Annotated in this window: 22 protein-coding genes; 15 read left to right on the top strand and 7 right to left on the bottom strand. The window is 69.2% G+C overall.

Annotated features, from left to right (window positions below; genetic code table 11):
- Positions 1 to 100: 100 nt before the first annotated feature.
- Both AB0L74_RS09960 and eccE read right to left on the bottom strand, forming a co-directional pair.
- Positions 101 to 928 carry a hypothetical protein gene (locus AB0L74_RS09960; RefSeq protein WP_365648076.1) on the bottom strand — a complete coding sequence of 276 codons (828 nt, stop codon included), beginning with the start codon at positions 926 to 928 and terminating at the stop codon, positions 101 to 103.
- Positions 928 to 2,256, bottom strand: coding sequence for a type VII secretion protein EccE (gene eccE, locus AB0L74_RS09965; protein ID WP_365648079.1), 1,329 nt, complete (start codon positions 2,254 to 2,256; stop codon positions 928 to 930). Before eccE ends, AB0L74_RS09960 begins: the two co-directional genes overlap by 1 nt.
- A gap of 193 nt (positions 2,257 to 2,449) precedes the next feature.
- On the opposite strand from eccE, the gene eccB reads away from it, so the two are divergent.
- The 14 genes from eccB (at position 2,450) to AB0L74_RS10035 (ending at position 16,906) form a co-directional block, all read left to right on the top strand.
- On the top strand, positions 2,450 to 4,015 hold the full coding sequence (eccB, locus tag AB0L74_RS09970) for a type VII secretion protein EccB (protein ID WP_365648082.1): 1,566 nt from the start codon (positions 2,450 to 2,452) through the stop codon (positions 4,013 to 4,015).
- Positions 4,016 to 4,235: 220 nt separating this feature from the next.
- Positions 4,236 to 4,556: a WXG100 family type VII secretion target gene (locus AB0L74_RS09975; RefSeq protein ID WP_044384525.1), complete on the top strand. Its 321-nt coding sequence runs from the start codon at positions 4,236 to 4,238 to the stop codon at positions 4,554 to 4,556.
- Positions 4,557 to 4,620: 64 nt separating this feature from the next.
- On the top strand, positions 4,621 to 4,914 hold the full coding sequence (locus AB0L74_RS09980) for a WXG100 family type VII secretion target (RefSeq protein WP_029382262.1): 294 nt from the start codon (positions 4,621 to 4,623) through the stop codon (positions 4,912 to 4,914).
- Between the two features lie 133 nt (positions 4,915 to 5,047).
- A complete protein-coding gene (gene mycP / locus AB0L74_RS09985; protein WP_365648087.1) occupies positions 5,048 to 6,340 on the top strand; it encodes a type VII secretion-associated serine protease mycosin in 1,293 nt (430 codons plus the stop codon).
- A 2-nt stretch (positions 6,341 to 6,342) separates the two neighbouring features.
- Positions 6,343 to 6,657 (top strand): hypothetical protein, encoded by a 315-nt coding sequence (locus tag AB0L74_RS09990; RefSeq protein WP_365648090.1) that lies wholly within the window; start codon positions 6,343 to 6,345, stop codon positions 6,655 to 6,657.
- A gap of 39 nt (positions 6,658 to 6,696) precedes the next feature.
- On the top strand, positions 6,697 to 8,133 hold the full coding sequence (locus AB0L74_RS09995) for a hypothetical protein (RefSeq protein ID WP_365648092.1): 1,437 nt from the start codon (positions 6,697 to 6,699) through the stop codon (positions 8,131 to 8,133).
- A 94-nt stretch (positions 8,134 to 8,227) separates the two neighbouring features.
- Positions 8,228 to 9,577, top strand: a complete 1,350-nt coding sequence (mycP, locus tag AB0L74_RS10000) for a type VII secretion-associated serine protease mycosin (RefSeq protein ID WP_365648095.1) — start codon at positions 8,228 to 8,230, stop codon at positions 9,575 to 9,577.
- Positions 9,578 to 10,934: 1,357 nt separating this feature from the next.
- Positions 10,935 to 12,233 (top strand): type VII secretion-associated serine protease mycosin, encoded by a 1,299-nt coding sequence (mycP, locus tag AB0L74_RS10005; RefSeq protein WP_365648098.1) that lies wholly within the window; start codon positions 10,935 to 10,937, stop codon positions 12,231 to 12,233.
- A 412-nt stretch (positions 12,234 to 12,645) separates the two neighbouring features.
- Positions 12,646 to 13,008, top strand: a complete 363-nt coding sequence (locus AB0L74_RS10010) for a type VII secretion target (RefSeq protein WP_365648101.1) — start codon at positions 12,646 to 12,648, stop codon at positions 13,006 to 13,008.
- 18 nt (positions 13,009 to 13,026) lie between these two features.
- Complete coding sequence (locus tag AB0L74_RS10015; protein ID WP_365648104.1) at positions 13,027 to 13,404, top strand: hypothetical protein; 378 nt, start codon at positions 13,027 to 13,029, stop codon at positions 13,402 to 13,404.
- A gap of 82 nt (positions 13,405 to 13,486) precedes the next feature.
- Positions 13,487 to 14,512: a WXG100 family type VII secretion target gene (locus AB0L74_RS10020; RefSeq protein WP_365648107.1), complete on the top strand. Its 1,026-nt coding sequence runs from the start codon at positions 13,487 to 13,489 to the stop codon at positions 14,510 to 14,512.
- 186 nt (positions 14,513 to 14,698) lie between these two features.
- Positions 14,699 to 15,790, top strand: coding sequence for an IS110 family transposase (locus tag AB0L74_RS10025; RefSeq protein ID WP_365648110.1), 1,092 nt, complete (start codon positions 14,699 to 14,701; stop codon positions 15,788 to 15,790).
- Positions 15,787 to 16,404, top strand: coding sequence for a hypothetical protein (locus AB0L74_RS10030; protein ID WP_365648113.1), 618 nt, complete (start codon positions 15,787 to 15,789; stop codon positions 16,402 to 16,404). Before AB0L74_RS10025 ends, AB0L74_RS10030 begins: the two co-directional genes overlap by 4 nt.
- 16 nt (positions 16,405 to 16,420) lie before the next feature.
- Positions 16,421 to 16,906 carry a protease inhibitor I42 family protein gene (locus tag AB0L74_RS10035; protein ID WP_365648116.1) on the top strand — a complete coding sequence of 162 codons (486 nt, stop codon included), beginning with the start codon at positions 16,421 to 16,423 and terminating at the stop codon, positions 16,904 to 16,906.
- 519 nt (positions 16,907 to 17,425) lie between these two features.
- Here AB0L74_RS10035 and AB0L74_RS10040 read toward each other — a convergent pair.
- The 5 genes from AB0L74_RS10040 to eccCa form a co-directional block, all read right to left on the bottom strand.
- Positions 17,426 to 18,031: a hypothetical protein gene (locus AB0L74_RS10040; RefSeq protein WP_365648119.1), complete on the bottom strand. Its 606-nt coding sequence runs from the start codon at positions 18,029 to 18,031 to the stop codon at positions 17,426 to 17,428.
- Positions 18,032 to 18,049: 18 nt separating this feature from the next.
- A complete protein-coding gene (locus AB0L74_RS10045; RefSeq protein WP_365648122.1) occupies positions 18,050 to 18,766 on the bottom strand; it encodes a hypothetical protein in 717 nt (238 codons plus the stop codon).
- A 13-nt stretch (positions 18,767 to 18,779) separates the two neighbouring features.
- On the bottom strand, positions 18,780 to 20,084 hold the full coding sequence (locus AB0L74_RS10050; protein WP_365648125.1) for a putative T7SS-secreted protein: 1,305 nt from the start codon (positions 20,082 to 20,084) through the stop codon (positions 18,780 to 18,782).
- Entirely contained in the window at positions 20,081 to 20,392 is a 312-nt protein-coding gene (locus AB0L74_RS10055) for a hypothetical protein (protein ID WP_365648128.1), read from the bottom strand. The genes AB0L74_RS10050 and AB0L74_RS10055 overlap by 4 nt, the downstream gene beginning before the upstream one ends.
- Positions 20,393 to 20,540: 148 nt before the next feature.
- Entirely contained in the window at positions 20,541 to 24,479 is a 3,939-nt protein-coding gene (gene eccCa / locus AB0L74_RS10060; protein ID WP_365648131.1) for a type VII secretion protein EccCa, read from the bottom strand.
- Between the two features lie 260 nt (positions 24,480 to 24,739).
- Here eccCa and eccD point away from each other — a divergent pair, with 260 nt between their 5' ends.
- Complete coding sequence (gene eccD / locus AB0L74_RS10065) at positions 24,740 to 26,203, top strand: type VII secretion integral membrane protein EccD (RefSeq protein ID WP_365648134.1); 1,464 nt, start codon at positions 24,740 to 24,742, stop codon at positions 26,201 to 26,203.
- Positions 26,204 to 26,356 lie beyond the last annotated feature (153 nt).

Here is a 26,356-nt window from a genome sequence, read left to right on the forward strand (position 1 = left end):
CGGCGCCGCACAGCACCTCCCGCGCCCGGCCGCCGTACGCACCGGGGGCGCCGTGCCCCGTGCCCCGTCCGCCGCTGCGCGGAGGTCCGCCGGGGCCGGCTCAGTCCATGCGGCGCGGGGCCCCGAGAAGGCCGGTCTCCGCGTCGGTGGGCTGCGTCATCACGTACTGCCGGTGCTTCTGCGTGCACCACAGGGCCACGTTGTCGGAGAGGGACGGCAGGGACGTGATGTCGTCCCGGCCCAGCCGCATCACCTTGCCGACGATGTCGGCCTCCTGCGGGGAGATCCGCTGCACCCCGACGACGTCGGCGGTGGACAGCAGCCGCGGCGCGGTGGGACCGAGGTAGGGGAGCAGGGTCAGCACCGACTGCCAGGGCGCCGTGGTCAGGCGGCTGCGCGGCGGGCGGATGCCCAGGTCGCGGATGATGAGCACCGGACTGGCCGGGGACGGGCCCTGCGGGGCGATCCGCCCCACCTGATGCACCGTCACGCACTGCTGACCGCCGCCGGCCGCCTGCGCCATCGGCGACCACAGCTGGGGACGTGCCGTCTCCACGGCCACACGGGCGCCGATCGCCGCGGCGCGCAGGGCGATGACCTGGGCGATCCAGGTGCCGCCCACCAGGACGACGTCCAGCCGGGTGGGCCGGCACAGGCCCAGCACCGCCGGCTGGTTGTCGGGGTCGATGCCGAGGACCAGGCCGTCGTCTCCCACCGGCAGGGTCAGCTGGGAGAACACGTCGGCGTCGACGAGATGACGCTCACGCCGGGGGCCGAGCAGGCCGAAGGCCGGGCGCATGCGTCGCTGCGGGCCGTGCCGGGCCGGTTCGGGGGTGCGGGGCAGATGGCCGGGGCGCTGCCCGGGGAAGCCGGGCGTCGAGGAGCCGAAGCCGGGGCGGCCGGTGGCGGGAGCGGTCGGGGCGGACATCAGCGAGTACCTCCCAGCGGCAGGGTGGCCAGAACTCCGGGCAGCTGCTCACGATCGAGCCGGACCAGACCGATCTTGAACGCGGAGGCCGCCCGCTCCAGATGCTCGACCGCCTCGTCCAGCCCGTTCTCACCGCGGCCGGTGAGACGCACATGCCCGGACAGGGCCAGCACCTCGCCCCTCCGCTTGCTGACGGTGAGCGAGAAGGTGCTGGCGACGGCGGGGGAGGAGGTCAGCGCGCCGACCAGCTGGGGCAGCGCCGGGGCGCCGCCGAGCTGCGGCCAGCGGGAGATCCAGTACGTGGTGTGCCAGCGGTCGTCGCACCGCCACGCGCGGGAGGTCTCGGCGGTACGGCGCGTGGAGCGGCTGCCGTCGAGCGCGGCGCCGCCCGTGGTGGCCAGCGGGTTGACGCAGCTGGAGGTGGCGATGGCCGCGACGACCTCCGACTCGCTCAGCACCTTGGCCTGGAGGCCCGCGCCCATCAGGCGGCTGGCCAGCTGGTCGGCGACGCGCAGCAGCGCCCGCCGGGCGCCCTGCATACCCCCGCCGCGGGCCGCCACGGCCTCCGGACACAGCTCCGGATCGAGCTTGAGCGCGACCCACGTCAGCCGCAGCCCCGGCGTCATGCTCTGCGCCTGGAGCGGCCCGTAGGAGCGGACCGCCATGGCCTGCGGCGGCAGGTGCGGGGCCGGCGCGGGCTGGGTGTGCTGGACGACCTGGACGGAGGCGAGCCGGATGTCGTCCACCTCGAGCAGGCCCTGGATCAGATCGAGGGGGATGTCCCGGGTGCCGTGGGCGGGACGCAGGGGGATGTCCGCGGCCTGCACCTGCACCAGCGCGGTGAGGAAGGTCCCGTCGCCGACCATGCCGATCTCGCGCTGCTCACGGTCGTGGAAGGCGTAGGTGCGCAGCGCCGGGTCGCACTCGACGGCCGGGGCGAAGCCGGGGTCCGTGCCGGGCGGTACCGGCTCGGCGTTGCGCTTCCTGCGGTCCCGCAGGGCACGGGCCGTGGTGAACCACTCGGGCAGCGGGCGGCCGCGCCGGCGCAGCAGACCCGCCAGGACCAGCGGTACCGCCAGCACGATGCCGACGGTGAGGCCGATGGGGCGCAGCAGCCAGCCGATCAGGACCACGGCGGCGGCCAGTTCGAAGCCGACGAGCTGCTGGACGCGGATGGGTCCGATGCTGCCGGGACGCCGGGAGAGCGACGGGGCGGCGGGGCTCACACGACCGGGGTTCGCGGACCGCTGTGCCGGTTCCGGTTGCCCTTGGCTCTCCCGCGTGCGACGGCTGCCGTTCCGGCGCCGGGACCTGGTCGCAGTGCTCATCCCCCGGTACAACCCCTTTGCATTGTCTGGCCGCGACTTGAGCTGGCGGCGCACCACGGTACCCCGTACCGTACGGTGCGATCGTCACACGGCATAGTAGGGGCCCCTGCGGGAGCAAACGCCGCTGAGCGCCGGGCGGTCCTGGAGTTTCGAGCACGGCAACAAAGCGAAAAAACGGGGAGTTGACCCATCGATGGCGACACGTCGGGATGAGCTGAACGCCTACTCCTTCGCGCGCAGGCGCACGGTGGCGGCGTTCCTCCAGCCGTCCCCGCACGGTTCGGAAGAGGCGGCGCCGCGCCCCTTCAAGACCGTCCTGCCGAGCCTGGGCCTGGCGACGCTGGTGGTCATCGGGTTCGGCGCGTGGGGCATGCTCAGCCCGACCGCGCCCAAGGGCTGGGACGAGGAGGGCAAGAACATCCTCGTCGGCAGCGAGTCGACGACGCGCTATGTCCTCGTGCGCACCAAGGGGGAGGAGAAGCCCAGCCTCCACCCCGTTCTCAACCTCGCCTCCGCCAAGCTGCTGCTGAAGGGCGAGAGCCCGAAGGTCATCAAGATCAAGGAGTCGGTGCTCGACGAGAGCGAGTACCCGATGGGAGCCACCGTCGGCATCCCCTTCGCGCCGGACCGGCTCCCCTCTTCTAAGGACGCCGAGACGGTCAAGATCTGGGCGCTGTGCGAGGCCCCGGGCAAGGGCCGGGACAACCAGCCCGTCCGGGCCACGTACGTGCTGGACCAGAGCGACTACGGCACCCTGCTCCACAAGGGCGGCAAGGAGCTCAACCAGCACGAGGCCCTGTACATCGAGGGACCGGCCGCGCCCGGCGGGACCGGGCCCCGGTACATGGTCACCGCGGACGGCCGGGCCTACCTGATGGGCGGTAAGGACTGGAAGCTGCGGTCGGAGTCGGCGCTGAAGACGCTGGAGCGCGCCGTGTTCGGTGACGGTGTGACGCCGCAGAAGGTCAGCGCGGAGTTCGTCAGGACGCTGAACGTGGTCGGCGCCGTCGACTTCCCCTCTCTCGGTGACGGCGTGGGCGCGCCCGCGCGGGTCGTGGGCCTCGACCCCAGCCTGTCCAGGGTGGGCCTCATCCTGGAGGCGCCCTCCGGTCTCGGCAAGCAGAAGTACATCGTGCTGAAGGACCGGGTGCAGCCCGTCTCCGACTTCACGGCCCAGCTGTGGCTGCGCAGCACCTGGGTGGATGGCGTGTACGGGGCCAAGAACCCGGAGCCGGTGGAGGTCACCTTCAACGACATCCAGCCCGCGGACGGCGAGTGGCTGTCGGAGATGAACTGGCCCAAGGAGCCGGTGGCCCAGGCCAACACGCACTGGGAGGCCGACGGCAACAAGGTCTCGTGCAGCATCTGGCACGGCAAGAAGGACCAGTACACCGGCCTGCCGCAGATGACCGTCTGGAGCGGCCGGGAGTACCCCAAGGACGTCTCGCAGAGCGGTTCGAGCACCTACGTCTCCCCCGGCAGCGGGCTGCTGTTCAAGCGGCTGACGGGCACCAGCGCCGGCGGCGGCAACGTCTATCTGGTCACCGACACCGGCCTGCGCTACTCGGTCCCCGCGCGCAACGACAGCCAGGTGACCGGTGGCGAGAAGGCCGACGGGCAGCAGCAGACCAACACCGCGCAGGTCAGGCTCGGTTACGACAAGATCCGCCCGGTCTCGGTGCCGGCGGCCTGGGCCGATCTGCTCGCCGCGGGCCCGGAACTCAGCAGCGGCAACGCGCAGCAGGCGCAGGGCTCCTGAGCCCCGGTCCGGCACGGCTCGCGAACCGTCCCAACTGACTTGTGAACAAGCTGGGTTAGCTTCATCGCGATCCTGCTACGGAGCCTTTTCCGATGTTCGTTCTGTCGGCGGATACCACTAGAGTGGGGCCGGACCAGAATTGGATACGACCGTCGCCGCGAGGCGTGGCGTTCCGAGTATGGATCTACCCAGAACATCTACGTCTCATGGGGGACACAGCATGGCTGGACAGCAGTTCACCATGACCGAGGAGGAGATGATCGCGTTCAGCGGTCGCATCTCCTCGGTCAACTCCTCGATTCAGTCCGAGATCCGTCGCCTGCAGACCGTGATCGACACGATCACGGGCGGCTGGAAAGGCTCGGCGGCCACCGCGTACAACAACCTGCAGTCGCAGGTCAACCAGGATGCGAACAAGATCAACCAGATCTTGAACGACATCAAGGAAGCGATCGACCAGAGCACCAAGGCTTACGCGGCTTCGGAAGAGGAGCAGCGCGCGTCCATCCAGAGCATCGCTGCCCAGTCCCCGTTCGGATGATCGGCCCCGTGCGCCTCGGCGCACGGCCGTGACCGACCATCGACACCACTGAGGAGACACAGACATGTCCGGGCAGATCCTCGTCAATTTCCAGACGATCTCCCAGGCCGCCCAGGACGTCCGCTCGACCGCGAACAACATTCGCCGTCAGCTGGACGAGCTCGAGGCCGGCGTTGCGAAGATCGCCACCAGCTGGGAAGGCCAGGCGCAGGAGGCCTACCGCGCCAAGCAGGCCGAGTGGGACCAGCGTGCCAACTCCATGCAGCAGACGCTCGAGGCCATCGCCAAGGCCCTCGACAGCGCCGCTCAGAACTACCAGGCCACCGAGCAGAAGAACGCCTCGATCTGGGGCGGCTGACGTGATCGCTTGATGGGGGCGGGCGCGCGACGGCGTGCTCGCCCCCATTGGCGGTTGGCGGGACATGCGGAATATCCGGTTCGCCACCGGTCCCGCACGGCCCGCGCAGAACGAAACGGGAGGACGTAAGACAGTGGGATCCGGGGCATCGCGCGTCGCGCGACGGAGCGCCGCAGGCACCGCCGCCCTGGCGGTCCTCGCCTGTGGGCTGCCCTTCGCGGGTGCCGTGCCGGCCGCCGCCGCGGAGCGCGTGCGGACCACCCTGGCCGACAACGACGTGCGGTTCCAGATCGACGACACCAGCTGCTCGTTCCCGTCCGACCCCATCAAGGGAACCCCGTGGTCCCTGCAGCGCGTCGTCCTCGACCAGCTGTGGCAGGACACCCGGGGCAAGGGCATCAAGGTCGCCGTCATCGACACCGGCGTCGACGCCGTGAACCCGCAGCTGAGGACGGCCGTCGTCAACGGCAAGGACTTCTTGTCCAAGGGCGGCGACGGCAAGACCGACGAGGTCGGCCACGGCACCAAGGTAGCGGGCATCATCGCCGCCCGTGAGTCCGACGAGAGCGGCTTCATCGGCATCGCCCCCGAAGCGACGATCATCCCGATCCGTCAGAACGACGACCAGGGCACCGGCAACGTCGGCACGATGATCCAGGCCATCAAGTACGCGGCCGACGCCGGCGCCGACGTCATCAACATCTCACAGGACACCGCGTCCAAGATGGACCCGACGGTCCACGCCGCCTTCCAGCAGGTCATCAAGTACGCCCAGGACAAGGACGCCCTGATCGTCGCCGCGGCCGGCAACAACGGTGCCGACGGCAAGATCAAGAAGACCTACCCCGCGGCGTACCCGGGCGTCCTCGCGGTCGCGGCCTCCGACCGCAACAACGCCCGCGCCCCCTTCTCCCAGTCCGGCGAGTTCGTGGGCGTCGCGGCGCCCGGCATCGACATGATCTCGACGGTCCCCGCGGGCGGCCACTGCGTGGATCAGGGCACCAGTTTCGCGGCCCCGTACGTCTCGGGCGTCGCGGCCCTGATCCGCGCCAAGCACCCCGACTGGACCTACCAGCAGGTCATCACCCAGATCGAGCAGACGGCGGACCGGACCAAGCCGGGCCGCGACGACTTCGTGGGCTGGGGGGTCGTCGACCCGGCCGCCGCGGTCAACGAGGACACCACGGAACCCTCCGAGAAGGGCCCGACACCCGACCCGATCGGCCCGGCGGGCGACTCCGCCGACGTCCAGGCCGCGACCCTGGTCCTCGGCGAGTCCCGCCAGGAACGGATGGAACGGTACGCCCTGTACGTACTGGCGACCGGCGCCGCCGTGGTGCTCCTGCTGTTCGGGGGCGGACGGGTCCTGAGCGACTGGCGGCGCAAGCAGGGCGTGGGCAGCAACGTGGAATCAACGGGGAGTTGAGTATGGCTGAGCAGTACAAGGTCGATCTGAGCGAGATCGAGGGCACCATCACGAAGCTGAACCGTGTTCTGAAGGACATGGGGACGTCGGCTTCGAACTGCAAGAACACCACCTACTTGCCGGCCGGAGCGCTGGGCAAGAACTTCCGAGAGGCCGAGGCGTTGTACAGCGCCCACGAGCAGATGAAGGAACGCCTCTACGAGATCGTCGCCCATCTGGAATCGGTGCTCGACGACTTCGGACAGAAGACGAAGAGGACGCACGACGCGTTCGCCGACGCGGAGGCGCAGAACTACGCCGCCTTCAACAGGAAGTGACAGGGTGTTCTGCTGCGTGGAAATGAGGGGGATGTAACCGTGGGCGAAAAGGGCATCGACAACTTCGAGTATGTCGAGGCAAATCAGTGCTTCGTGGGCGAGCACACCACACAGTTCGGTCTGAACTACAACATGGACCAGATGAAGGACATGGTCCGAGACGCAGACCCGGGCACCGTGAAGAAGGTTGCGCAGGGGTGGGCGGCCCTCGGCAAGGACCTCGTCGGAAGCGGCGGGATCAAGGAGACCTTCGACGCCGCCGTCGAGCACGTGCTGGCCCACTGGGAAGGCAAGAGCGCGGACCTGTTCAGAGAACGGGCGCGGATTGTCGGCCAGAAGATCACTGACAGCGCCAAGTACGCCCACTACGCGTCGCAGTCCCTCGAAGGCGCTGCCGAGACTCTCGCCAAGATCAAGCCCATCGTCCTGGCGATGGAGAAGCCGAGCAAGCTGTCGAGTGTGGGTGACTTCATCGGCGATCTCGGCGACCGGGACGCTTCGGGCGCGGACTCTGCTCTGAAGGGCGGGGCCAACTCGTCGGAAGCCCTGGCCAAGCACGAGGGCAGCCTGTCGGCGGGGCGCGAAGCCCAGCTCAAGATGGCTGAGCAGATGGAAATCCTGGGGGCTGCCTATAACAGGCGGGCCATGGAGATGGGGTCGTGGAAGCGTACCGGGGGCGTCGAAGACGGGGAAAACTATCCAGGCGATCCTGGCGGCATCCCGCCTGCCGCAGTAGTTGTACCGACCGGGAACGTGCGGGGGCCGCAGGGGGCCACGGGGGGCAGTGCTCGTGGTGGCCAGGTCGGCACCATCAACCCCTCGAAGCCCGTTGCCCCGCCCTCAGGCATCACCGGCGGGGCGCACAAGCCGGCTGCGCCGCAGCCGCAGGTGAGCACTGCGATTGACGGCGTGACGGGCGGACGCACCGGAGCCCCGACGGTCGGCGGTCCCAGCACGGCCAACGGTGGCCCTGCCGGCGGCGGCGTGGTCGGCGGCAGCACCGGAGGCGTCGTGCCTGGCGCGGTGGTGGGAGCCGGTGGCGGCCGCGCGGGCGTCGGCGGCATGGCCGGCCGTGGGGCTACTGGTGCCGGTGCCGGCGGCATGGTTGGTCGTGGGGCTGCCGGTGCCGGTGCCGGTGGCATGGTTGGCCGTGGGGCGGCGGGCGCGGGTGCTGCCGGGGGCGCGACCAAGGGTGGAGCAGCGCGCGCCGGTGGCGTCGTGGGCGGTACTCCGAGAGCTGGGGCCGGCGCCGCTGGGGGCAGGGGCACCGCCGGTGGCACGGGCCTGCACCGCAGCCGTGGGGCCGCGGGCGGAGCCGGCGCCGTCCGTAAGGGCGGCATGGTGGGTGCTCCTGGGGCACGGACTGGTCGTCCTCAGGACGAAGAGCGTCGTGAGGGCGAGCGGCCCGACTACCTCGTCGAGGACGAGGAGACCTGGACTCCGCAGACCAACGCAGCGCCGCGAGTCATCGAATAGTCGCTGACGCTGGGTGCTCACCAGCACGTGGCAGGATGCGTGGGCGTGGCTTTCGGGCCACGCCCACGTTCGGTAACGGGAGAGGGACGACGGAATGGCCTTCAGGCGAACGATGTGTGCACTGGGCGCCACGGCACTGACTGGTGCGCTGATCATGGCGACAGCTCCTGCCGCTTCTGCCGACCAGACCAGACGTGATCAGTGGGCACTCGAGACACTGCAGGCCGAATCCGCCTGGAAGATCTCGAAGGGTGAAGGCGTCACGGTTGCCGTGATCGACACGGGCGTCAATGCCGAGCATGTCGACCTGAGGAACAACGTCCTCAAGGGCAAGGACTTCATCGACGGTGACGAGGATGCCTCGCCTGACAGTACGGAGGAGCAGCCTTCTCACGGCACGGGTATGGCCTCAGTCATCGCAGGACACGGACATGGTCCGGGTCTGGCTGATGGGGTAATGGGGTTGGCTCCTGAAGCCAAGATTCTCCCCATCCGTGTGAACCTTGAAGGGAACTCTGGGTTCGCGGACGAGATTCGCTATGCTGTGGATAACGGAGCTTCGATCATCAATATTTCAATGATCCTCCAGAGTTCACAATACAAGGATAGCGCTTCGGCGGAAGACCTTGAAGCCATCGCCTATGCCCTTGACAAAGATGTCCTGATCGTGGCGGGTGCGGGAAACGATGGGAAGGATGGCGATCTTCCATTCCCTGCAAATAGTCCAGGTGTTGTAGCTGTCGGTGGAGTCGACAAGACTGGCAATTTCTGGGAGGGGTCCAACTACGGTCCCGAGGTATTGCTGACCGCCCCCGCTACTCGTATTGTGAGCGCAGGGTGGCCGGGGAACAAACTTCGCATCAGCGACGGAACCTCCGACTCCACTGCTTATGTGTCAGCAGCTGCGGCCTTGCTTCGGTCCAAGTTTCCTGACCTTACGGCTGGACAAATCGCGAATCGCCTGGTGAAGACTGCCGTCCTGCCTGAATCTGCGAAAGGTCTCGCCCTCCCTGATGAAAAGTACGGCTACGGGGCTATCCGTCCGCTCGCTGCACTGACGGAGGATATCCCCACAGGTTCCAAGTACGGCCCGCTCAGGGCCCCGGGTACCGAGGGTTCCTCCGCTGCTCCGAGTGCCGGCAAGTCCGACACCGACTATGCCGCGGAGAACGAAGAGTCAGACCAGAAGCAGTTGATCTTCTTCGTTGTTCTCGGTTTCATCGCTTTGGCCGTGGTCGGGCTCATCGTGTTCCTGATCGTCAAGCTGTCCCGGCGTAACAAGAACAGGACGGGTGGGTCTGGCGGCCCGGTCGGCTATCCGCCGTACGGCCAGCAGTCGGTCTCGCCTCAGCAGAATCCCTACCAGCAGTCTGTTTCGCCTCAGCAGAACCCGTATCAGCAGCAGTCCACGCCGCCGCACGGCCAGTGGCCGCCACAGCAGTAGCCGTCGGGAGTGACGTAGAAATCCGGTAGGTGCGGTGCGTGGGCGACACCCGAACCGACCGGTCCCGCGGGCGACTCCGCCGACGTCCAGGCCGCGATCCTGGTCCTCGGCGAGTCCCGCCAGGAACGGATGGAACGGTACGCCCTGTACGTAACTGGCGACCGGCGCCGCCGTGGTGCTCCTGCTGTTCGGGGGCGAACGGGTCCTGAGCGACTGGCGGCGCAAGCAGGGCGTGGGCAGCAACGGGGAGTTGAGTATGGCTGAATAAATTAGCGTCGACTTCGACGAGCTCGAGAAGACTGTGACCGCGCTGAACCGACTGCTCAGCGGCGTCGGGAAGGCGGATACCGACGCGGAGACCAACACCTACCTTCCAGCAGGTGCGCTCGGGACCGGTTTCGACGAGGCGAACAAACTCGCCAACGCTCCGGACGTCGTGAAGTACCTCAACACCGTCATGGAGGAGTTCGGGCAGAAGACGAAGTACACGCTCGGCGCGTACACCTGTAGTCATGCCGACGGCTCGCACACCGCAAAGCCCACGGAGTGTGTCTCCGGGTGCGGCCCGGCCTGCCCAGGTGAGCACCATCAGTCCGTCGAAGCCTGTGGCCCCGCCTTCAGGGGTCACGGGTGGTGCGCACAAGCCGCCTGTGCCGACGCACAATGTGGGCACGGCGATCGACGGCATCTCCGGCGGACGTCCTGGTACGCCGCCGACCGGTGGCGGGAGCCCGGTCAGTACTGGATCAGCTGGGCCCGGTGGTGCGGTCACCAGTCCGGGGCTCGTTGCCGGTGCGCCTGGCGGAGTCCCGGGTACTGCTCGCCGGGGCTCGGTCGGTCGTGTGAGTGGCGGCATGGCCGGCGGAGGTGCAGGCACAGCTCGCGGCGGCATGGTGGGCCGCCCAGGTGCTGGAGGTGTGGGTGGCGCTGCAGGTGCAGCAGCCAGCAAGGGCGGTGCCGCGCGTGCCGGAGGGATGGCTCGCCAGAGCGGCGGCGTAATTGGTGGCACGCCCAGGGCGGGTGCGGGTGCGGGTGCGGGTGCGGGCCGGGGCACTGCGGGTGGCTCGGGTCTGCACAGCAGCCGCGGTGCTGCAGGACGTGGAGCCGGCGCAGTTCACCGGGGCGGTATCGCAGGTGCTCCCGGTGCGCGCACTGGTCGTCCCAAGGACCAGGAGCAGCGTGAAGGCGAGCGCCCCGACTACCTGGTCGAGGACGAGGAGACCTGGACGCCGCAACGTAACGTGGCACCTCGAGTCATCGAGGAGTAGGCCGCGCGGCCACGCCGCAGTTGGTAGGAAGGTGCGGGGATGCGCTCTCCCGGACGTATCCCCGCACCAACCTGAGAGAGGACACACGGATGGGCTTGAAGCGGGTACTTCGCACAGCAGGCTGCGGTGTATTGGCTGGTGTGCTGTTGCTTGCCTCGGCCCCACATGCGTCTGCAGACCAGGTTAGAGAAGACCAGTGGGCGCTGGAGGCGCTCAATGCAGAATCCGTATGGAAGCTTTCCAAGGGAAGCGGTGTCACGGTCGCTGTCATCGATGACGGGGTGAACGGTGATCACGCTGACCTTCAAGGTAATGTCCTTGAAGGTAAGGACTTCATGGACGGAGGCAGTACAGCTCCAGAGCCAAGTGACAATCATGGCACGGCGATGGCAGCGATCATTGCTGCCCATGGCCATGGTGCGAACGATGGCGTTATCGGCTTGGCGCCAGAGGCAAAGATTCTACCGATCCGGGAATTCGGGACTGACGGGCCGGGAACTGATGTTGCTATTCGGTATGCGGTTGATAATGGCGCATCGGTGATCAATGTCTCGCAATGCTTTGATTCCACATCCCAGGAAGAGGTGGACAAGGTATCGGATGCTGTTGCTTATGCTTTGAGTCGCGACGTACTGGTTGTCGGTGGCGCTGGAAATGACGGCGATGCAAGAAAATGCTATCCAGCGGCTTCGCCAGGTGCACTTGGCGTAGCCGCCGTAAAAAATGACGGGCTCATCTGGGAAGGGTCGAACTCGGGGAGCTCTGTGATGTTGTCGGCTCCCGGGGCCCACATTGTTTCCGCAAACGGCTTCGGGAATGGGTATAGTGCAGGTTCTGGCACCTCGAATGCGGCTGCCTACACTGCGGCAGCAGCTGCCCTCCTCCGATCGAAATTCCCTGACTTGACGGCCGGGCAGATTGCAAACCGCCTCGTGAAGACAGCAGCGATGCCCGAAGCGGAGAAGGGGCTGTCTCTCCCTGATGAGAGGTATGGCTACGGCATCATCCAGCCACTTGCCGCCTTGGAAAAGGAAATCCCGGTCGGCTCGAAGTACGGTCCGCTCACGGTTCCTGATTCCCTGAAGGTGAAAGCTGCCGCCCCCGAGCTCGGTATGTCCGACGAGGAGCAGGAGAAGGCCGACCGGAAGGCGATCATCATCTGGGCCGTGATCGGGGTCGTGGGTCTTGCCGTCATCTGCCTGAGTGTGTTCCTGATCGTGAAACGGGCCAGGCGGAACCGGAGCAACGGCGGTGGCCCGGGCCGCCCCGCCGGCTATGCCCCGTACGGTCAGCAGCAGAACCCGTACGGGCGGCAGGTCTCGGCACAGCAGAATCCGTACCAGCAGCAGCCCACGCCGCCTCGCGGCCAGTGGCCGCCGCAGCAGTAGCTGTCGGACAAGGCTTCGGGGGACTGGCGAGCGTGATGCGATGAGCGGCACGCCGACCTCGCCAACGGCCTGCCCCCCCTGCTTTCCCACCGTTCGCGCTCTGTCGGTCCAGTGGCGTACGTGAGATCTGCTCATCGGGGATGCCGTGCCCCCGGTCTCCAGACCGTTGAAGATCTTCTTGACCGTAAACCGGGTGGTCTGGGTCGCCGCGAGGCCGCCGAGGAGCGACCCCGGCCGTCCGTGCGGGCCCCCGGTACCAGTCGCTCGAATGGCCCCGGCGCCGCCCGGGGGCGGAAGCTCTTCCCGGCAGGGCGGCCTTCCTCCCAAGATCACCTGTCGGCCTCGCGCCTTGATAGGGTCACGCCAAGCAGGCACCGCGTGCCAGTGCGCGCGCAGGAGATACGGGGGCCATGTGTCGACCTATTCGGTTGACTCGAGCGGGTATCAGCACAACATCCGGCACCTGGACGCCGCGGCCGGCGACATCGGAACGGCCGCGTCGCGGATGCCCGGCGAGCAGTGCTCCGTCTACGACGTCTACGGGGGCGAGGACTCGGGCCCGGCGTTCGAGCGGTGCGTCACCGCGTGGCACGACGAGGCCGACGTACTGCGCTCCGCCCTCGAGGAGATCGCGAACAAGCTGCGCGTGACCGGCAACGACTACGGTTCCGCGGAGGACTTCGCCGCCGGGCGGGTCCACGGGGCCGCGGCGGTGACCGGACGTCCAGCCGGCGTGCCGGCCGCCCCCGCGTCCGACCCGTCACCGTTCGGCTGAGACGCGAGGTTCTTCCCGATGAGCACCGAAGAGCAGATCCTGCACCTCCACCTGCCCGCCCTTCTCCGCCACGGCATCGGGGCGGGCGCCGCCCAGCGCCCCACCCTGTTCGGTGAGGGAGCCGTCGCCGCGGCCGTCACCCTGGACCGGCTGGGGGTCCAGCCGCGAGCGGTGGCGTTCGTGGCCGGGATCGTCCGCAGCGGCGGCGTCCGGTACGCGGCCGGGCTGGAGGAGCCGTTCCCGGGTGAGGACGCGTCCAGGACCGCCCAGGAGTGGCTGGCGAGCGCCGCCTCCGTCGCCGCGGACACGGACGACGACGAAACCGTCGCACGCTGGTTCGAGGCCGTCGCCGAGATCCTCGCCCTGCGGCACCGTACGTCCGCCGCGCGGCGCTAGACACACCACGCGCGGACGGCACCCGCGTCACCCCGCCCCTACATCTGCACCACGCCCACAAGGACAGGAAAGGAACCCGGACATGGCGGGGGAGTCCACGACGTCACGGCGTTCCGAGCTGGCCGGCCTGAAGGGCGGCGTCCAGGGCGCCGACGACAAGAACAGCCTCATCGAGGCGATCAGGAAGGCGCTGGACGTGAAGGCGCCGGTGGGCGATCCCGGCGCGATCGACGCGGCGTCCCGGCAGTTCAAGCAGGCCGTCAGCGCGGTGGACGAGGCGGCGGGACGCATCGGCAAGGCGGCGTCCGGGCTGCCCGAGGTGTGGACCGGGACGACCCAGGTCGCGGCCTCGGACGTGGTCGCCGCCGCGCGGCGGGCCGCCGATCAGATGCGTGAGGCGTTCGAAGGGAGCGCCAAGGCGCTCACCGCGCTGGCCGACGGTGTCGAGGACGCCCGGCAGCGTGACCGGGTGGGGTGCGAGGTGCTCCGCGAGGCGCTGAGCTCACTGGGTGGTGAGGACGGCTTCTTCGATGGCATGTGGGACAGCGACGAGGAGGACGCCGCCGTACAGCGGGCCCGGACACAGGCCGCCGAAGGTGTCGAGCGGCGTCACCAGGCGGCGGTGATAGCCGATGACGCCGCGCGCAAGGCGGCGGGCGAGCTCAACCGGTGGGCCTCGCAGGCCCGTTCCGGAAAGCTGGCGGCGAGAGGGCTCACGGCGGCGGACAAACTGATGCTGGCCGACACCAGCAGCGTCGGCGAGTCGGGCCCGGACCGTGAGTACAACGAGATCCTCAGCGCGGGCGACCTCGAACGCTCCGCCGCGTTCATGAACAAGATGAGCCCCGAGGACCGCGCCGAGCTGGAACGGATGCTCAAGGACTCCAAGTCGCCGGAGGAACGGGCCTACCTGATGAAGACCGTCGCCGCCGGCTACGACATGGACGCGGTCCGGGAGTTCCGCCAGAAGATCCATCCGCACGGTGACGACGAGGCGTGGCTGCGGCGGCACCTCTCACCGGCGGTCACCGAGGCCGACAGCAAGAACCGGCCCGGCGCCTGGGACAACTGTGAGACTGATGGGGCATCGTCCGGGGCCAGGGTCTGACCCGTGGGACAACTGGCCCAGGTTGCCTTGTTGAGGATCTGTCGGCCTGTGGTCCCGGGCAGTGCTTGCTGCCGTCGGACCGGCGAGCGTGTCCCGATAGGGGCCTTGCCGCACAAGGCACCGTCACAGTTCTGACCGCCCACCGGCCCGACGTCGGCCACAGCCCCGTGCCGATGAAGGAGCCGCGTGACCATCACCAGCATGCCCCAGCCGACTCTGCCCGCACAGCCGGAAGAACCGCTGGTGGAAGATGTGATCCTGGGAGTGGACACCCACAAGGACGTGCATGTCGCCGCCGTGATCACCGTGCTCGGAGCGTTCCTGGCCCACCAGGAGTTCCCGGCCACCGGCGCCGGATACCGCCAACTCCTGTCCTGGGCAAGCTCTTTCGGCACCCTGCACCGAGCCGGTGTGGAATGCACCGGATCCTACGGAGCGGCCCTCGCACGCTTCCTGAGCCGGGAGAGCGTCCAGGTCGTCGAGGTCAACCAGCCCGACCGCGCCATCCGCCGCAAGCACGGCAAGAGCGACGCCGTCGATGCAGAGGCTGCTGCCCGTGCCGTGCTGTCCGGACGCGCTGACGTCACGCCCAAGACCGGTGAAGGGCCGGCGGCCGACATGCGCGTGCTGCGGCTGGCGAAGGAGTCTGCCGTCAAGGCCCGCACACAGGCGAAGAACCAGCTCAAGGCCGTACTCCTCGGAGTCGATCCCGTGCTGCGCGAGGCGCTCTCCAAGCTCACCAACACGGCACTGATCGACAGGTGCGCCAACCTTCCCGATGCTGGCGACGCGGCCGTCTTCACGCTCCGGCTTCTGGCCCAGCGCATTCAGCAGCTGACAGTCGAGGTGAAGGAGCTCGCACGCCGGATCACCGCAGCTGTCCGTCGTTGCCATCCGCAGCTCCTGGACGTCATCGGCGTCGGGCCCGACAGTGCAGCTGCCCTGCTGATCGCTGCTGGCGACAATCCGGAGCGTTTGTCCAGCGAAGCATCGTTCGCCGCCCTGTGTGGTGTCAGCCCGGTCGAGCAGTCTTCCGGGAAGACTCAGCGTCGGAGGCTGAACCGCGGAGGCAACCGGCAGGCCAACGCCGCCCTCTACCGCATCATCGTGACCCGTCTTCGCCGAGATGCCCGTACACGTCTCTACCTCGAACGACGCACAAAAGAAGGCATGTCGAAACGCGAAATCATCCGCTGCCTCAAGCGCTATGTCGCCCGCGAAATCTACCGTCACATCCAGCCAGCCTCGGCCCTCGCCGCCTTGCCTTCTGCCGCTTGACGCAACATAGGGGCATCCTCACGTACAACGGGCAGAACTGGTCCCAGAAGGGCAACACCTGCGTGCCCGGCTCCACGATCGGCGCGCGCGCCATGGTCGACCCCGTCTACGCCCTGGAACTCACCGGCGGGTCCTCCGGCCAGGAGGACGACGGCACCGCCTTCCGCGCCCGGCTCGACGACGAGCTGATGCGGGTCCACGAGGAGGGGGACGGCAGCTACGACTCCGGCTTCTGGTGGGGAGCCCCGGACGGCATGGACAGCGACGGCCAGAACGAGGTCGCCAACGCCGAGATCAGCCCTCATACCGGCGCCGAGTACGAGTACCGCGAGATCCGCGAGGGCGCGGACGCCCGGAGGGACGTCCTGCCCGACATCGAGAGGGCGGTCGCGGACGGGAAGCCGGTTCCCGTCGAGGTCGAGGGCAAGGACGAGAACGGCGACCGGGTCGGCCACCAGATGATGATCATCGGCCAGGAGGGCGACATGCTCCAGGTGTACAACCCCTGGGGGCACACCACCTGGGTCAGCGAGGACGACTTCGTCAACGGCCGCATGGACAAGGCGTCCGACGAGCGGTTGCCCAACGCCTTCGCCGTCCACGTTCCGAAGTGACCGAGGAAGGCATCCGATGACCGGCAAGATCTGCTCGCGGCGGGGCCCCGCCCGTCTCCTCCCGTCCCTGCTCGTGCTCGGCGCGGTCGGCGGCCTGGCGGCCTGCGGCGCCGCCACCGGGCCCCAGGAATACGGGACCGACCGGCGCACCATCGAGGCCGAGGTCGGGGAGGAGTTCACCCTCTCCCTCCCCATGCATCCGGCCCAGGGGGAGTGGTGGTACCGCGTCACTCCGCGTCCCGACGCGAAAGTCGTCCGCGGCGAGGGCGACCGCGAGGACTACGAGGGATCGGATCTCGTGGGCGGAGGTGACGGCACCCAGTACTTCGATTTCAAGGCGGTGGGGCCGGGAACCACCGAGATCCGCGTCCTGCACTGCCCGGTGGGCACATGTGTGGGCAAGGGCGAGTCGGCGTCCCCCAGACCCGGCGCGACGTCCACCAACTCCGACCAGGCCGGCCGGGCCCGCTACTACACCTTCACCGTGTCCGTACGACGCTGAGTGACGCGACGCGGCGGCAGCGACTGCCGCGTCCTCCGCGCAACGCCGCCGCGGCCATCGTGCCGGGCACGGGCGAGGTGCTCTACATGCAGCCGGCGACCTGGGCTCCGGCAGCCGAAGAGCGGGAGAACGCCGGTAAGGCCCGCGTCCAGCAGGCCGAGAGCACCGGCATCACTAAGGCTGTCGGTCCCCGCTCCCGGGCACGCCCGGCTGATCTCTGAGATTCTGCCGTTCGGCATCGTCGATCAACGATCACACGGGGGTGGCCATGCATCGCAGCAGTCGCCAAGGGCCAGCACAGGGCCGGGAGCAGGGGCGGACACCGCACCAGCCGCACGCTCCCGGACGGCAGGGGCACGTCCCCGCTCCGGCCCCGCACCAGTGGCCCGCGTCCGAAACCACGATCGGGATTCACGGCAGGAGGCTGCGCGGGTACGACCGGGCCAAGGCCCGGGCCGCCGGCGCTGCCGTACCGGAGCTCTCCCCACCGCCGTCGGGCCGTACGGCTCGTGCACGCCCTCAGCCGACCCGCGCACCCGCCGCCCGGGCCCGCTCCCGCGCCTCAGGACTGACGCCGCGCTTGCGGGCCGACATCTGGCTGTCGACGGCCTCGCGCTGGGCCACCTGGACCAGACGACGTGGTCCCGGCACGGCGACGACGCCCAGGAAGCGCGGGTCGCCCGCGAACCAGACCTCGCCGACCTCGCCCGACCTCACCTTCCGGATCCAGAAGGTGTACCCGCTGCCCAGCCAGTTGCCATACGTGACCGACACGCGCTTGCCCGCCGGATGCTCGGGATCGGGGAAGGAGAACCGGGTGGTGCCGTTCTTGGCCGTCGAGGCGGCTTCCGGGAACGACTGCCACGGGTAGACCCGCAGGACCCGGCGCAGCGACAGAAGCCCCGAGACCTTGATGGTGGTCAGCATGGCCACGTAGATCAGCATGAACAAGGTCGGCATGAGCACCCACAGGGCCCACACCGGCGTCAGCAGCACCACGTACAGCCAGACCACGAAGGAAGCGAGCGACAGCAGGAAGGCGCACAGCCGGGACGCGGCGGTGCGCCGCCAGGCCGCCCGGGTGGCCGGATCCTCGTAAGCCGTCTTCGTCAGGGGAACGTCCACTGGATGCACTCCATGGGGTCAGCCGAAGACTGCGCGTACGGACGCTTCGACCTCGGACTCGGGAATCTGGGCCTTGAACTCCTCGGGAAGCGGATTGTCGAAGCTCACCATCTCCGCCATCCCGCGATGGATGTCACGGTAGTGCTCGCGAGCGTCCACGGCCGTGGTGGTCAGCGTGAGGATGGCGAGGTTCCGCCCGTCCGGGAAAGGCAGGTACGCGGCCGCCTCGTACAGGGAACGCCGCTGGGCGTCGGCCTCCGCGGGAAGCTCCACCACGGCCTCCGTGAACGCACCGGGCCCGCAAGGCAGGTTCGCCACGGCGACCGGCACCGCGTTTCTGCGGGCTGTCGCCGCCCGTACCGCCGCCAGCTTCGGCGGGGTCCACGGGATCTCGCGGCGGGCGAGGGTGACGACCGATTCCAGCATGGTGCCGTCGTCCGCCTCGTGGGCGCCGATGGAGAAGCTCACCACGCCTTCCCGCTGCATCTCCAGGGTCAGCCCCCGGGCCTGGGCCAGCTGTGCCAGGAAGCCGGCCTGCTTCTCTTGCGGTACCAGCTCCAGAAGCGAGGTGACCGCTTCCACCACCCGAGCGCCCTCGGGAGAATCCGGACTGGCGAAGAGGTCACGGAAGGGGACCTCCACGTAGCCGGGCGGCAGCGCGAACCACATGTCGCAGTTGCGCTCCATGGCCGACTCGTCGATGGCGTACTCGTACGCGTCCTCGGCGTCGATCAAGAGTTCAAGCCCTTCAGTGCGCTGCGCCGAACAGGATCTTCATGGTCTTCAGGGCGGTGGCGCCGTGGCCGGCTCCGTCGAAACTGCCGGCGCGGAAGCCGTCCATACCGGTGGCGGTGTTCTCCGCCCCGGGGTGCTTGATGTCGTCCCAGAGGTTCTTGGCCACGCCGTACGTGCCGGTGAGCGCACCGGCTCCGGCCACCGAGCCGTCGATGGCCTTGCCCCACGCGGACGGGTTGGCCGTGCCCTTCACCAACCAGGTGGTCAGTGGGTTCTCGGCGGCGTGGATCCGTTGCGCGGCCAGCCAGGTCTTGCCGCCCGCGCTGCTGAGCTTCTGCCCGAGGGTCAGCGCCTCCGCGCCGGCGTTCGCCGACCGTACGGCGCCGTTGACGCCGCGGGCCACGGCGCCGACGCCCGGGACCACGCCGAGGGTGTCGCCGACCACGCCCACCGCGTTGTTCCAGAAGTCGGCGTCGAACTCTCCCTTGGTGAAACCGTCCTTGAGTGAGGCCCGCACCACCGGATTCGACAAGCGGCTGATCAACGTGGCCGCGCTGGCCGCCGCCGCCACCAGCAGCAGGACGGGCCCTACCGGCACGGCGAAGAACAGGGCCGCGAGACCCGCGATCGCCGCCACCGCGCCGAGGACGTCAGTCAGGTTCTCCCCGACCCAGTCCATGCTCTTCTCGAACCAGTTCGGCTCCTCGGGCGCCAGCTTGTCCGTGGAGTCCCGCAGGACGCGGGCCTTGCCGCGGGCGTCGGTGGAGTGGTCCTCCTCCAGCTCCTTCGCGCGCTTGATGACGTCGTTGTACGCGGTCTTGGCGTTGTTCACCGCCTCCCGCGCCTTGTTGAGCTCCTCGGTCGCCCTGTCCAGCCGGGACTGGGCGTCCTTCAGTGCCGCGTCGTCGGTGAACGTCTTGCCCGCGAGCTTGAGGTCGGGGTTGGCGGAGGCCGACTTCTCACGGCCCTCCGCCGCCTCGATCTGGTCCTTGGCCTCCTTGGCCTGACCGTTGAGGGTCCTGGCCCGGTCCTGGTAGCCGTCGAGCGCCTGCTGCCAGTCGGTGAGCGCCGCGGCGGCCTTGGTGATGGAGGTGTGGGCGTTCTTCAGGTTCGTCGGCAGGGCACCGTCGAGCTGCTCGCGGAAGGCGACCGCCGCGTCCCCCTCCCAGGAGCTCCCCGAGCGCAGGTTCTCGATCATCTTGTGCGCGTCGGCGATGGTCTGCGCCGACTTCCGCAGCTTGGCCGTCAGATCCGAGACGACCGAGACACTGCCCGGTGCCGGGTTGAAACCCAGGTGCGGATAGGGGTTCGCCGTCACTTTCCGCCTCCCTGCGCCGCCGCCTTGCGGAAGCCTTCCTCGAGCGCCTTGTCGACCTCTTCGTAATTGGCCTTGCTCTGGTTCACGCTCTCCGCGAACTTGCCGGTCAGCTCGGCGATCTGCTCCGAGCCGTACTTCCAGTGCTCGTGGAACTCGGCGCACGCGGCGTCCAGTTCCTTGGTGCCGACGCCGTCGGCGGACACATCCTGCAGCCACTTGCGGACGTTGTCGAGTTCGGCCTTGGCGTTCTCCAGCGTCGTCCGGAAGCGCCCCAGCTCTTCGGTGTCGGTCTTGAAATAGTCGGTCACGAGTTCTCCCCCTCGGGTGCCCGGCCTCGTCGGACGTCGTTGGGTGTACACGTCGCACGTTCGCCCGGTCACCGGGATCGAGGCTCATCCCGGTGCCGCGAGCGCCCGGGGCGGGGCGCCGATGCGGTCCGCCCCGGGCGCAGACGCCTCAGCTCTCCGGCAGGAATCCCGTCTGGACCAGCTGGCCGCTGGACCGGCGCGAGATGAACTGGCCGCGTCCCGGCGGCAGCGGGGTGGCCTTGATGTTGTTGAACACCGGCCCCTCCTGCGGGTCACCGGAGAGCACGATGCCCTGGGCGCCCAGCTCCTTGATCCGGGTGAGGACCGGCTCGAAGGACGAGCGCGAGGCACCCGAGGTGGTGCGGGCCAGGACGATGCGCAGACCCAGGTCGCGCGCGAACGGCAGGTACTCCATGAGCACCGACATCGGGTTGCCCATCGACGTGGCGACCAGGTCGTAGTCGTCGATGAAGATGAACGCGTCGGGCTCGCTGTACCAGCTGCGGTTGCGCAGCTGGTCCGGGGTCACGTCCGGCCCGGGCATACGGCGGCTCATCGAGCCGGCCAGCGACTCCATGACCTCCTGGAGCTGCGGACCCGAGGCGCAGTACTTGTACATGTGGCTTTCGGGCATCTGGCCGAGCAGCGCCCGCCGGAAGTCCGAGACCACGAACAGCGCCTTGCTGGGCTCGTACCGCTCCGCGACCTGCTTGGCGATGAACCGCAGCAGCGAGGACTTGCCGGACTCGCTCTCGCCGTAGATGACGAAGAGCGGGTCGGTCTCGAAGTCCACGAAGACCGGCGACAGCGTGAGCTCGTCGACACCGATCGCGATGCCCCGGCTGGCGAAGTCGCCGCCGGCCGGCAGTTCGGACGCGGGCAGCATCGTCGGCAGCATCCGCACCTTGGGCGCCGTCGGGCCCTGCCAGGCGTTGTTGACGTTGCTGACGAGGTTCGCCATGCCGTCGGCCAGATCCTCCACCGTGGCCGACCCGTCGATGCGGGGGGTGGCGGCGAGGAAGTCCAGCTTGTCCGGGGACAGACCGCGGCCGGGCTTGCCCACCGGCACGTTCTCGGCCCGCTTGCGGTCGAACTCCGACTCCATCGCGTCACCGAGGCGCAGCTCGAGGCGGCTGAGGATCTGGTCGCGCAGCGCCGGCCGCATCTCGGTGTACCGGGTCGCCGTGACGATCAGGTGAATGCCGAAGCCCAGACCGCGGGTCGCGATGTCCGCGATGACCGGGTCGAGCATCTCGTAGTCGTTCTTGAACGTTCCCCAGCCGTCGATGATCAGGAAGACGTCACCCCACGGCTGGTCGGGGTAGTGGCCCTGCGCCCGACGGTTGCGGAAGGTCGCCATGGAGTCGATGCTGTTGGCGCGGAAGAACTCCTCGCGGGCGTTCAGGATGCCGTGCACCTCCGCCACCGTACGCCGGACCTTCTCCTGGTCCAGACGGGAGGCCGCCCCGCCCACGTGGGCCAGGCGCTCCATGGCGAGCATGCCGCCGCCGCCGAAGTCGAGGGCGTAGAACTGCACCTCGGTGGGCGTGTGGGTGAGCGCGAAGGCCGCGATCATCGTGCGCACCAGCGTCGACTTGCCGGATTGCGGGCCGCCCACGATCAGCGCGTGACCGGCGGAGCCGGACAGATCCGCGTACATCACGTCGCGCCGCTGCTCGAAGGGCTTGTCGACCAGGCCGACCGGGATGACGAGCTTGCTCTGGGCGTGGTAGCCCTCGGCGTGCAGACCGCGCTCCGCGCTGACGTTGAGCGCCGGCAGCACCTGATCGAGGCTGAACGGCTCGTCCAGCGGCGGCAGCCACACCTGGTGGGCGGGCGGACCCTGGCCCTCCAGGCGGCCGACGATGACGTCCAGCACGGTGTCGGCGAGCGCGTCGTCGATCTGGTCCCGGCGGGTCTCCGGCTCGGGCTCGGCGAGGATCCGCACCGGCACCGGCGCGGCGGTGAACAGCACCGGCGAGCGGTCGATCCGGCCGCCGCCCTCGGCCGCCGGCCCGTTGGGCCGGTAGGTGCCCGACACGTACGCGGCCTTGAACTGCACCATCGTGTCGGTGCCGTACTTCAGGATGCCCGCGCCGGGCACGTTCGGCAGGTGGTAGGCGTCGGGCACGCCGATCGCCGTACGGGACTCCGCCGCGGAGAAGGTCCGCAGACCGATCCGGTACGACAGGAAGGTGTCCAGGCCGCGCAGCTTGCCCTCCTCCAGGCGCTGCGAGGCGAGCAGCATGTGCACACCCAGCGAACGGCCGATGCGGCCGATCTGGATGAACATCTCGATGAAGTCGGGCTTGGCGGCGAGCAGCTCGCTGAACTCGTCGATGATCAGGACGAGCGACGGCAGCGGGTCGAGCGGGGCGCCCGCCGCGCGCGCCTTCTCGTAGTCGGTGATGTTGGCGTAGTTGCCGGCCTGCCGCAGCAGTTCCTGACGGCGCGTCAGTTCACCGGTGATGGAGTCGCGCATGCGGTCCACGAGCGTGAGCTCGTCGGCCAGGTTGGTGATCACCGCGGAGACGTGCGGCATGGAGCTCATGCCGGTGAAGGTGGCGCCGCCCTTGAAGTCCGCGAGGACGAAGTTGAGCGTCTCGGAGGAGTGGGTCACCGCCAGGCCCAGCACCAGGGTCCGCAGCAGCTCCGACTTACCGGAACCGGTGGCGCCGACGCACAGACCGTGCGGGCCCATGCCCTCCTGCGAGGCTTCCTTGATGTCCAGCATGACCGGCTCGCCGTTCTCGCCGAGACCGATCGGGACGCGCAGCCGCTCGTGCAGCGTCCGCGGCCGCCAGGTGCGCGAGACGTCCACGCTCGCCGCGTCACCGATCTGCATCAGGTCGGTGAAGTCCAGGTTCGCCAGCAGCGGCTCGTCCGCGTCCGCGGCGCCCAGCCGCAGCGGCGCCAGCTGACGGGCCAGCGACTCCGCCTGCGCCTGCGACAGCACATCGGCCTGGCCGGTGAACACGCCCGTGCCCGCCTCCAGCTCCATGCCGTCGGGCCACACCCGCACCGACAGCGAGCCGCGCGGCTCGTCGAGCTCGCCGGGCACCACCTCGAGGATGGTCACGCCCTGGAGGCCCTCCGCCGAGGCGAGCACCGAGTCCGGCGGCACGCTGCCGCCGTCCAGCACGACGACCACGTGCGGCTGGTCCAGCACCGGCTGCCCCTCCCGGCTCCACCGGGGCCGGCCCTCCAGCTGATGGGCGATCATCTCCTCGAGCTCGCCGAGGTCGTGGCAGAGCAGCCGGCGCGTACCGGCGCCGTCGGACTCCTTGTGCTGCAAGTGCGGCAGCCACTTGGTCCATTCCCACTCCACCGCCGCGCCCGGCGCCGCCACGACCGCGATCACCACGTCCTCGGGCGAGTGCAGCGAGGCCAGTTGGCCGAGCACCGCCCGGGTCTGGCCGTAGACCGTCTCGGTGTCACCCGAGATCATCACGTGGTAGAAGGAGCGCAGCCCGATCGCCAGCGGAAGGTCGTTCAGCGTGCCGTGGCCGGCGATGAACTGCTGCATCGCGTGGGCGGTCAGCGGCTCCAGCTCGTCCACCGGCGCGGTCTCGGGCGCCACCAGCGGCGTCGCGAGCTGCTGCGGCCCCAGGCCGATCCGCACCTGGACGAAGTCCTGGTCCGTGGAGCGCCGCTCCCACAGCCGCGAACCCTCGGCGACCAGGGCCCACAACTGCTCGGGCGCCGGGTGCAGGTAGTGCTGGGCGTCGCGCTGCTTGTGCGCGGTGCGCCGCACCTCACGCCGCTTCTGCGCCAGGTACTTGAGGTAGTCGCGCCGGGCCTCGGCCATCTGGCCGGACGGCCCCTTCCGGGCCCGCACGATCTGGGCGATCACCATGGCCACCGTGGACGCCATCATCAGCATGCCCATGATCTTCATGAAGCCCTGGGCGCCCGGCATGAAGAAGAACGCCGCAGACGAACCCATGCCGAGCATGGGCAGCAGGTTCATCAGCAGGCTGTCGTCCTCGGTGCGAGGGAGCTCGGGAGGGGATTCGAGCTTGACCTCCTCACTCGGCACCTCCGGCGGGTAAACCCGCGGCGGGCGCTTGACGATGACGACGCTCACCGATGCACCAGTCCTTCACGCGATCGCAATCCTGAACCGCCCCCGTTGTGACGGCCCCGTACGTACGTCAACTCGCCGGTCTCCGCCGGGCCGATGAGTCGGGCGTTGATCCTACTGTTCTGCGGGCCCGTTGAGCCGATAGGGGATGAGGAGACGCCGGGTGGGAGCGGTAGGGTGACGCACCGAACGAAGCGCGGAGCGGGAATCGCCCGGGCAAACCGCGTCGGATCAGCGAGTACTGGACGAGGGGGAACCGTCAGGTGAGTACGGTTTCAGCAACCGGATTCTGCCGAGTCACGGTGGCGGCACCGAACAGCCGGATCGATGTCGCACTTCCGGAGGACGTGCCGCTCTCTGACGTGTACCCGGAGATCCTGCGGCTGTCGGGGCAGACCCCCGAGGAGGCCGCGCCCACCGGGTACAACCTGGTACGCCGGGACGGCTCCGTCCTCGACGACGGCCGTTCGCTCGCCGAACAGCAGATCCGCGACGGCGAACTGCTGCTCCTGCGGCCGTTCGCGGACTCCCTGCCGCCCGCCGTCTTCGACGACGTCGTGGACGCCGTGGCCGCCGCCGTCGAGACCGACCGCCGCAGCTGGAACGACGGCATGATGCGCGTCGTCGGCCTGGCCGCCGGCGCGCTGCTGCTCATCATGATGGCGCTGGTCCTGTGGTTCTCCGAGCCGGTCGCCCACGACATGCACGGCCTGCCGGGCGTGATCGCCGGTGTCACCGGCGTCGTCCTCGTCGCGCTGGCGGCCGTACGGGCCCGGGTCTACGACGACCACCACGCGGCCGCGGCCCTGGGCCTGGCCTCGCTGCCCCACCTGATGGTGGGCGGCTCGGGCGTCGTGGGCGTCCCCTCCGGCGAGGGGCCCGGACGGCTGCACCTGCTGATCGGCCTCGCGGTCGTCCTGGTCGCCGCGGTGCTGCTGGTGCTGCTGCTGCCCCGGAACGACGCGCCCTTCGTCGCCGCCGCGTTCGCCGCCGGCGTCGGCGTCCTCGCCACCTTCGCCGCGATCATCGGCGAGGCCGAGCCGCGCCATGCCGCCGCCGTCACCGCCACGGTCATGGTCGCCGTCATCGGCTTCCTCCCCGGCTGGTCCGCCCGCTTCGCCAAGCTCCCCATCGGCTTCCGCTCGCCCGACCAGATCGCCAAGCGCGGCCGCGCCGACGACCAGCAGGAGCAGGAGCCGGTCGACTTCCAGGCCATCGCCGACCAGGCGCGCCGCGGGCACGAACTGCTGCTCGGCCTCGTCGGCGGCTGCGCGGCCGCGGGCGTCGCCTCCGCCGGTGTCGTGCTCGGCTTCTCCACCAGCGGCTGGGCCCAGCTGCTGTCGCTGGCGGTCGGCCTGGCCATGCTGATGCGGGCCCGCCTCTTCCTCTACACCGCCCAGGTCGTGACCCTGATCATGTCGGGCATCGTCACGGTCTGCCTGCTCGTGCTCGGCCTCGCCCTGAACCCGCCGGCCGACATCATCAAGGAACTCCTCTACAACGGGAACAGCGCCCCGCTGGACATCCGCACCATCTGGCTCTCCGCCGCCGTCGCCGCGGGCGCCGTGCTCCTGGTGGCCATCGCCCTGATCGTGCCGCGCAAGGGCGTGACCCCGTTCTGGGGCCGCATGCTCGACCTGAGCGAAGGCGCGGTCCTGCTCTCGCTCGTCCCGCTCTGCCTCGCCGTGCTCGACCTGTACGCGGCCGCCCGGGGCATGACCAGCTGAGACCGGTCGCTCACGAACGGTACGCGGCGCAGCGGCTGTCACCTCACGGGTGGCGGCCGCTGCGCCGTGCCGGGGCCGCCGGCGTCCGGCGGTGCCCGCCGCTGCCGCACCGGGCGGGGCCACGCCGCCGGGCTGGTAGGGTGGGCGACGGCC

This window comes from Streptomyces sp. NPDC052020 (genome assembly GCF_040680575.1).
GTDB lineage: Bacteria > Actinomycetota > Actinomycetes > Streptomycetales > Streptomycetaceae > Streptomyces.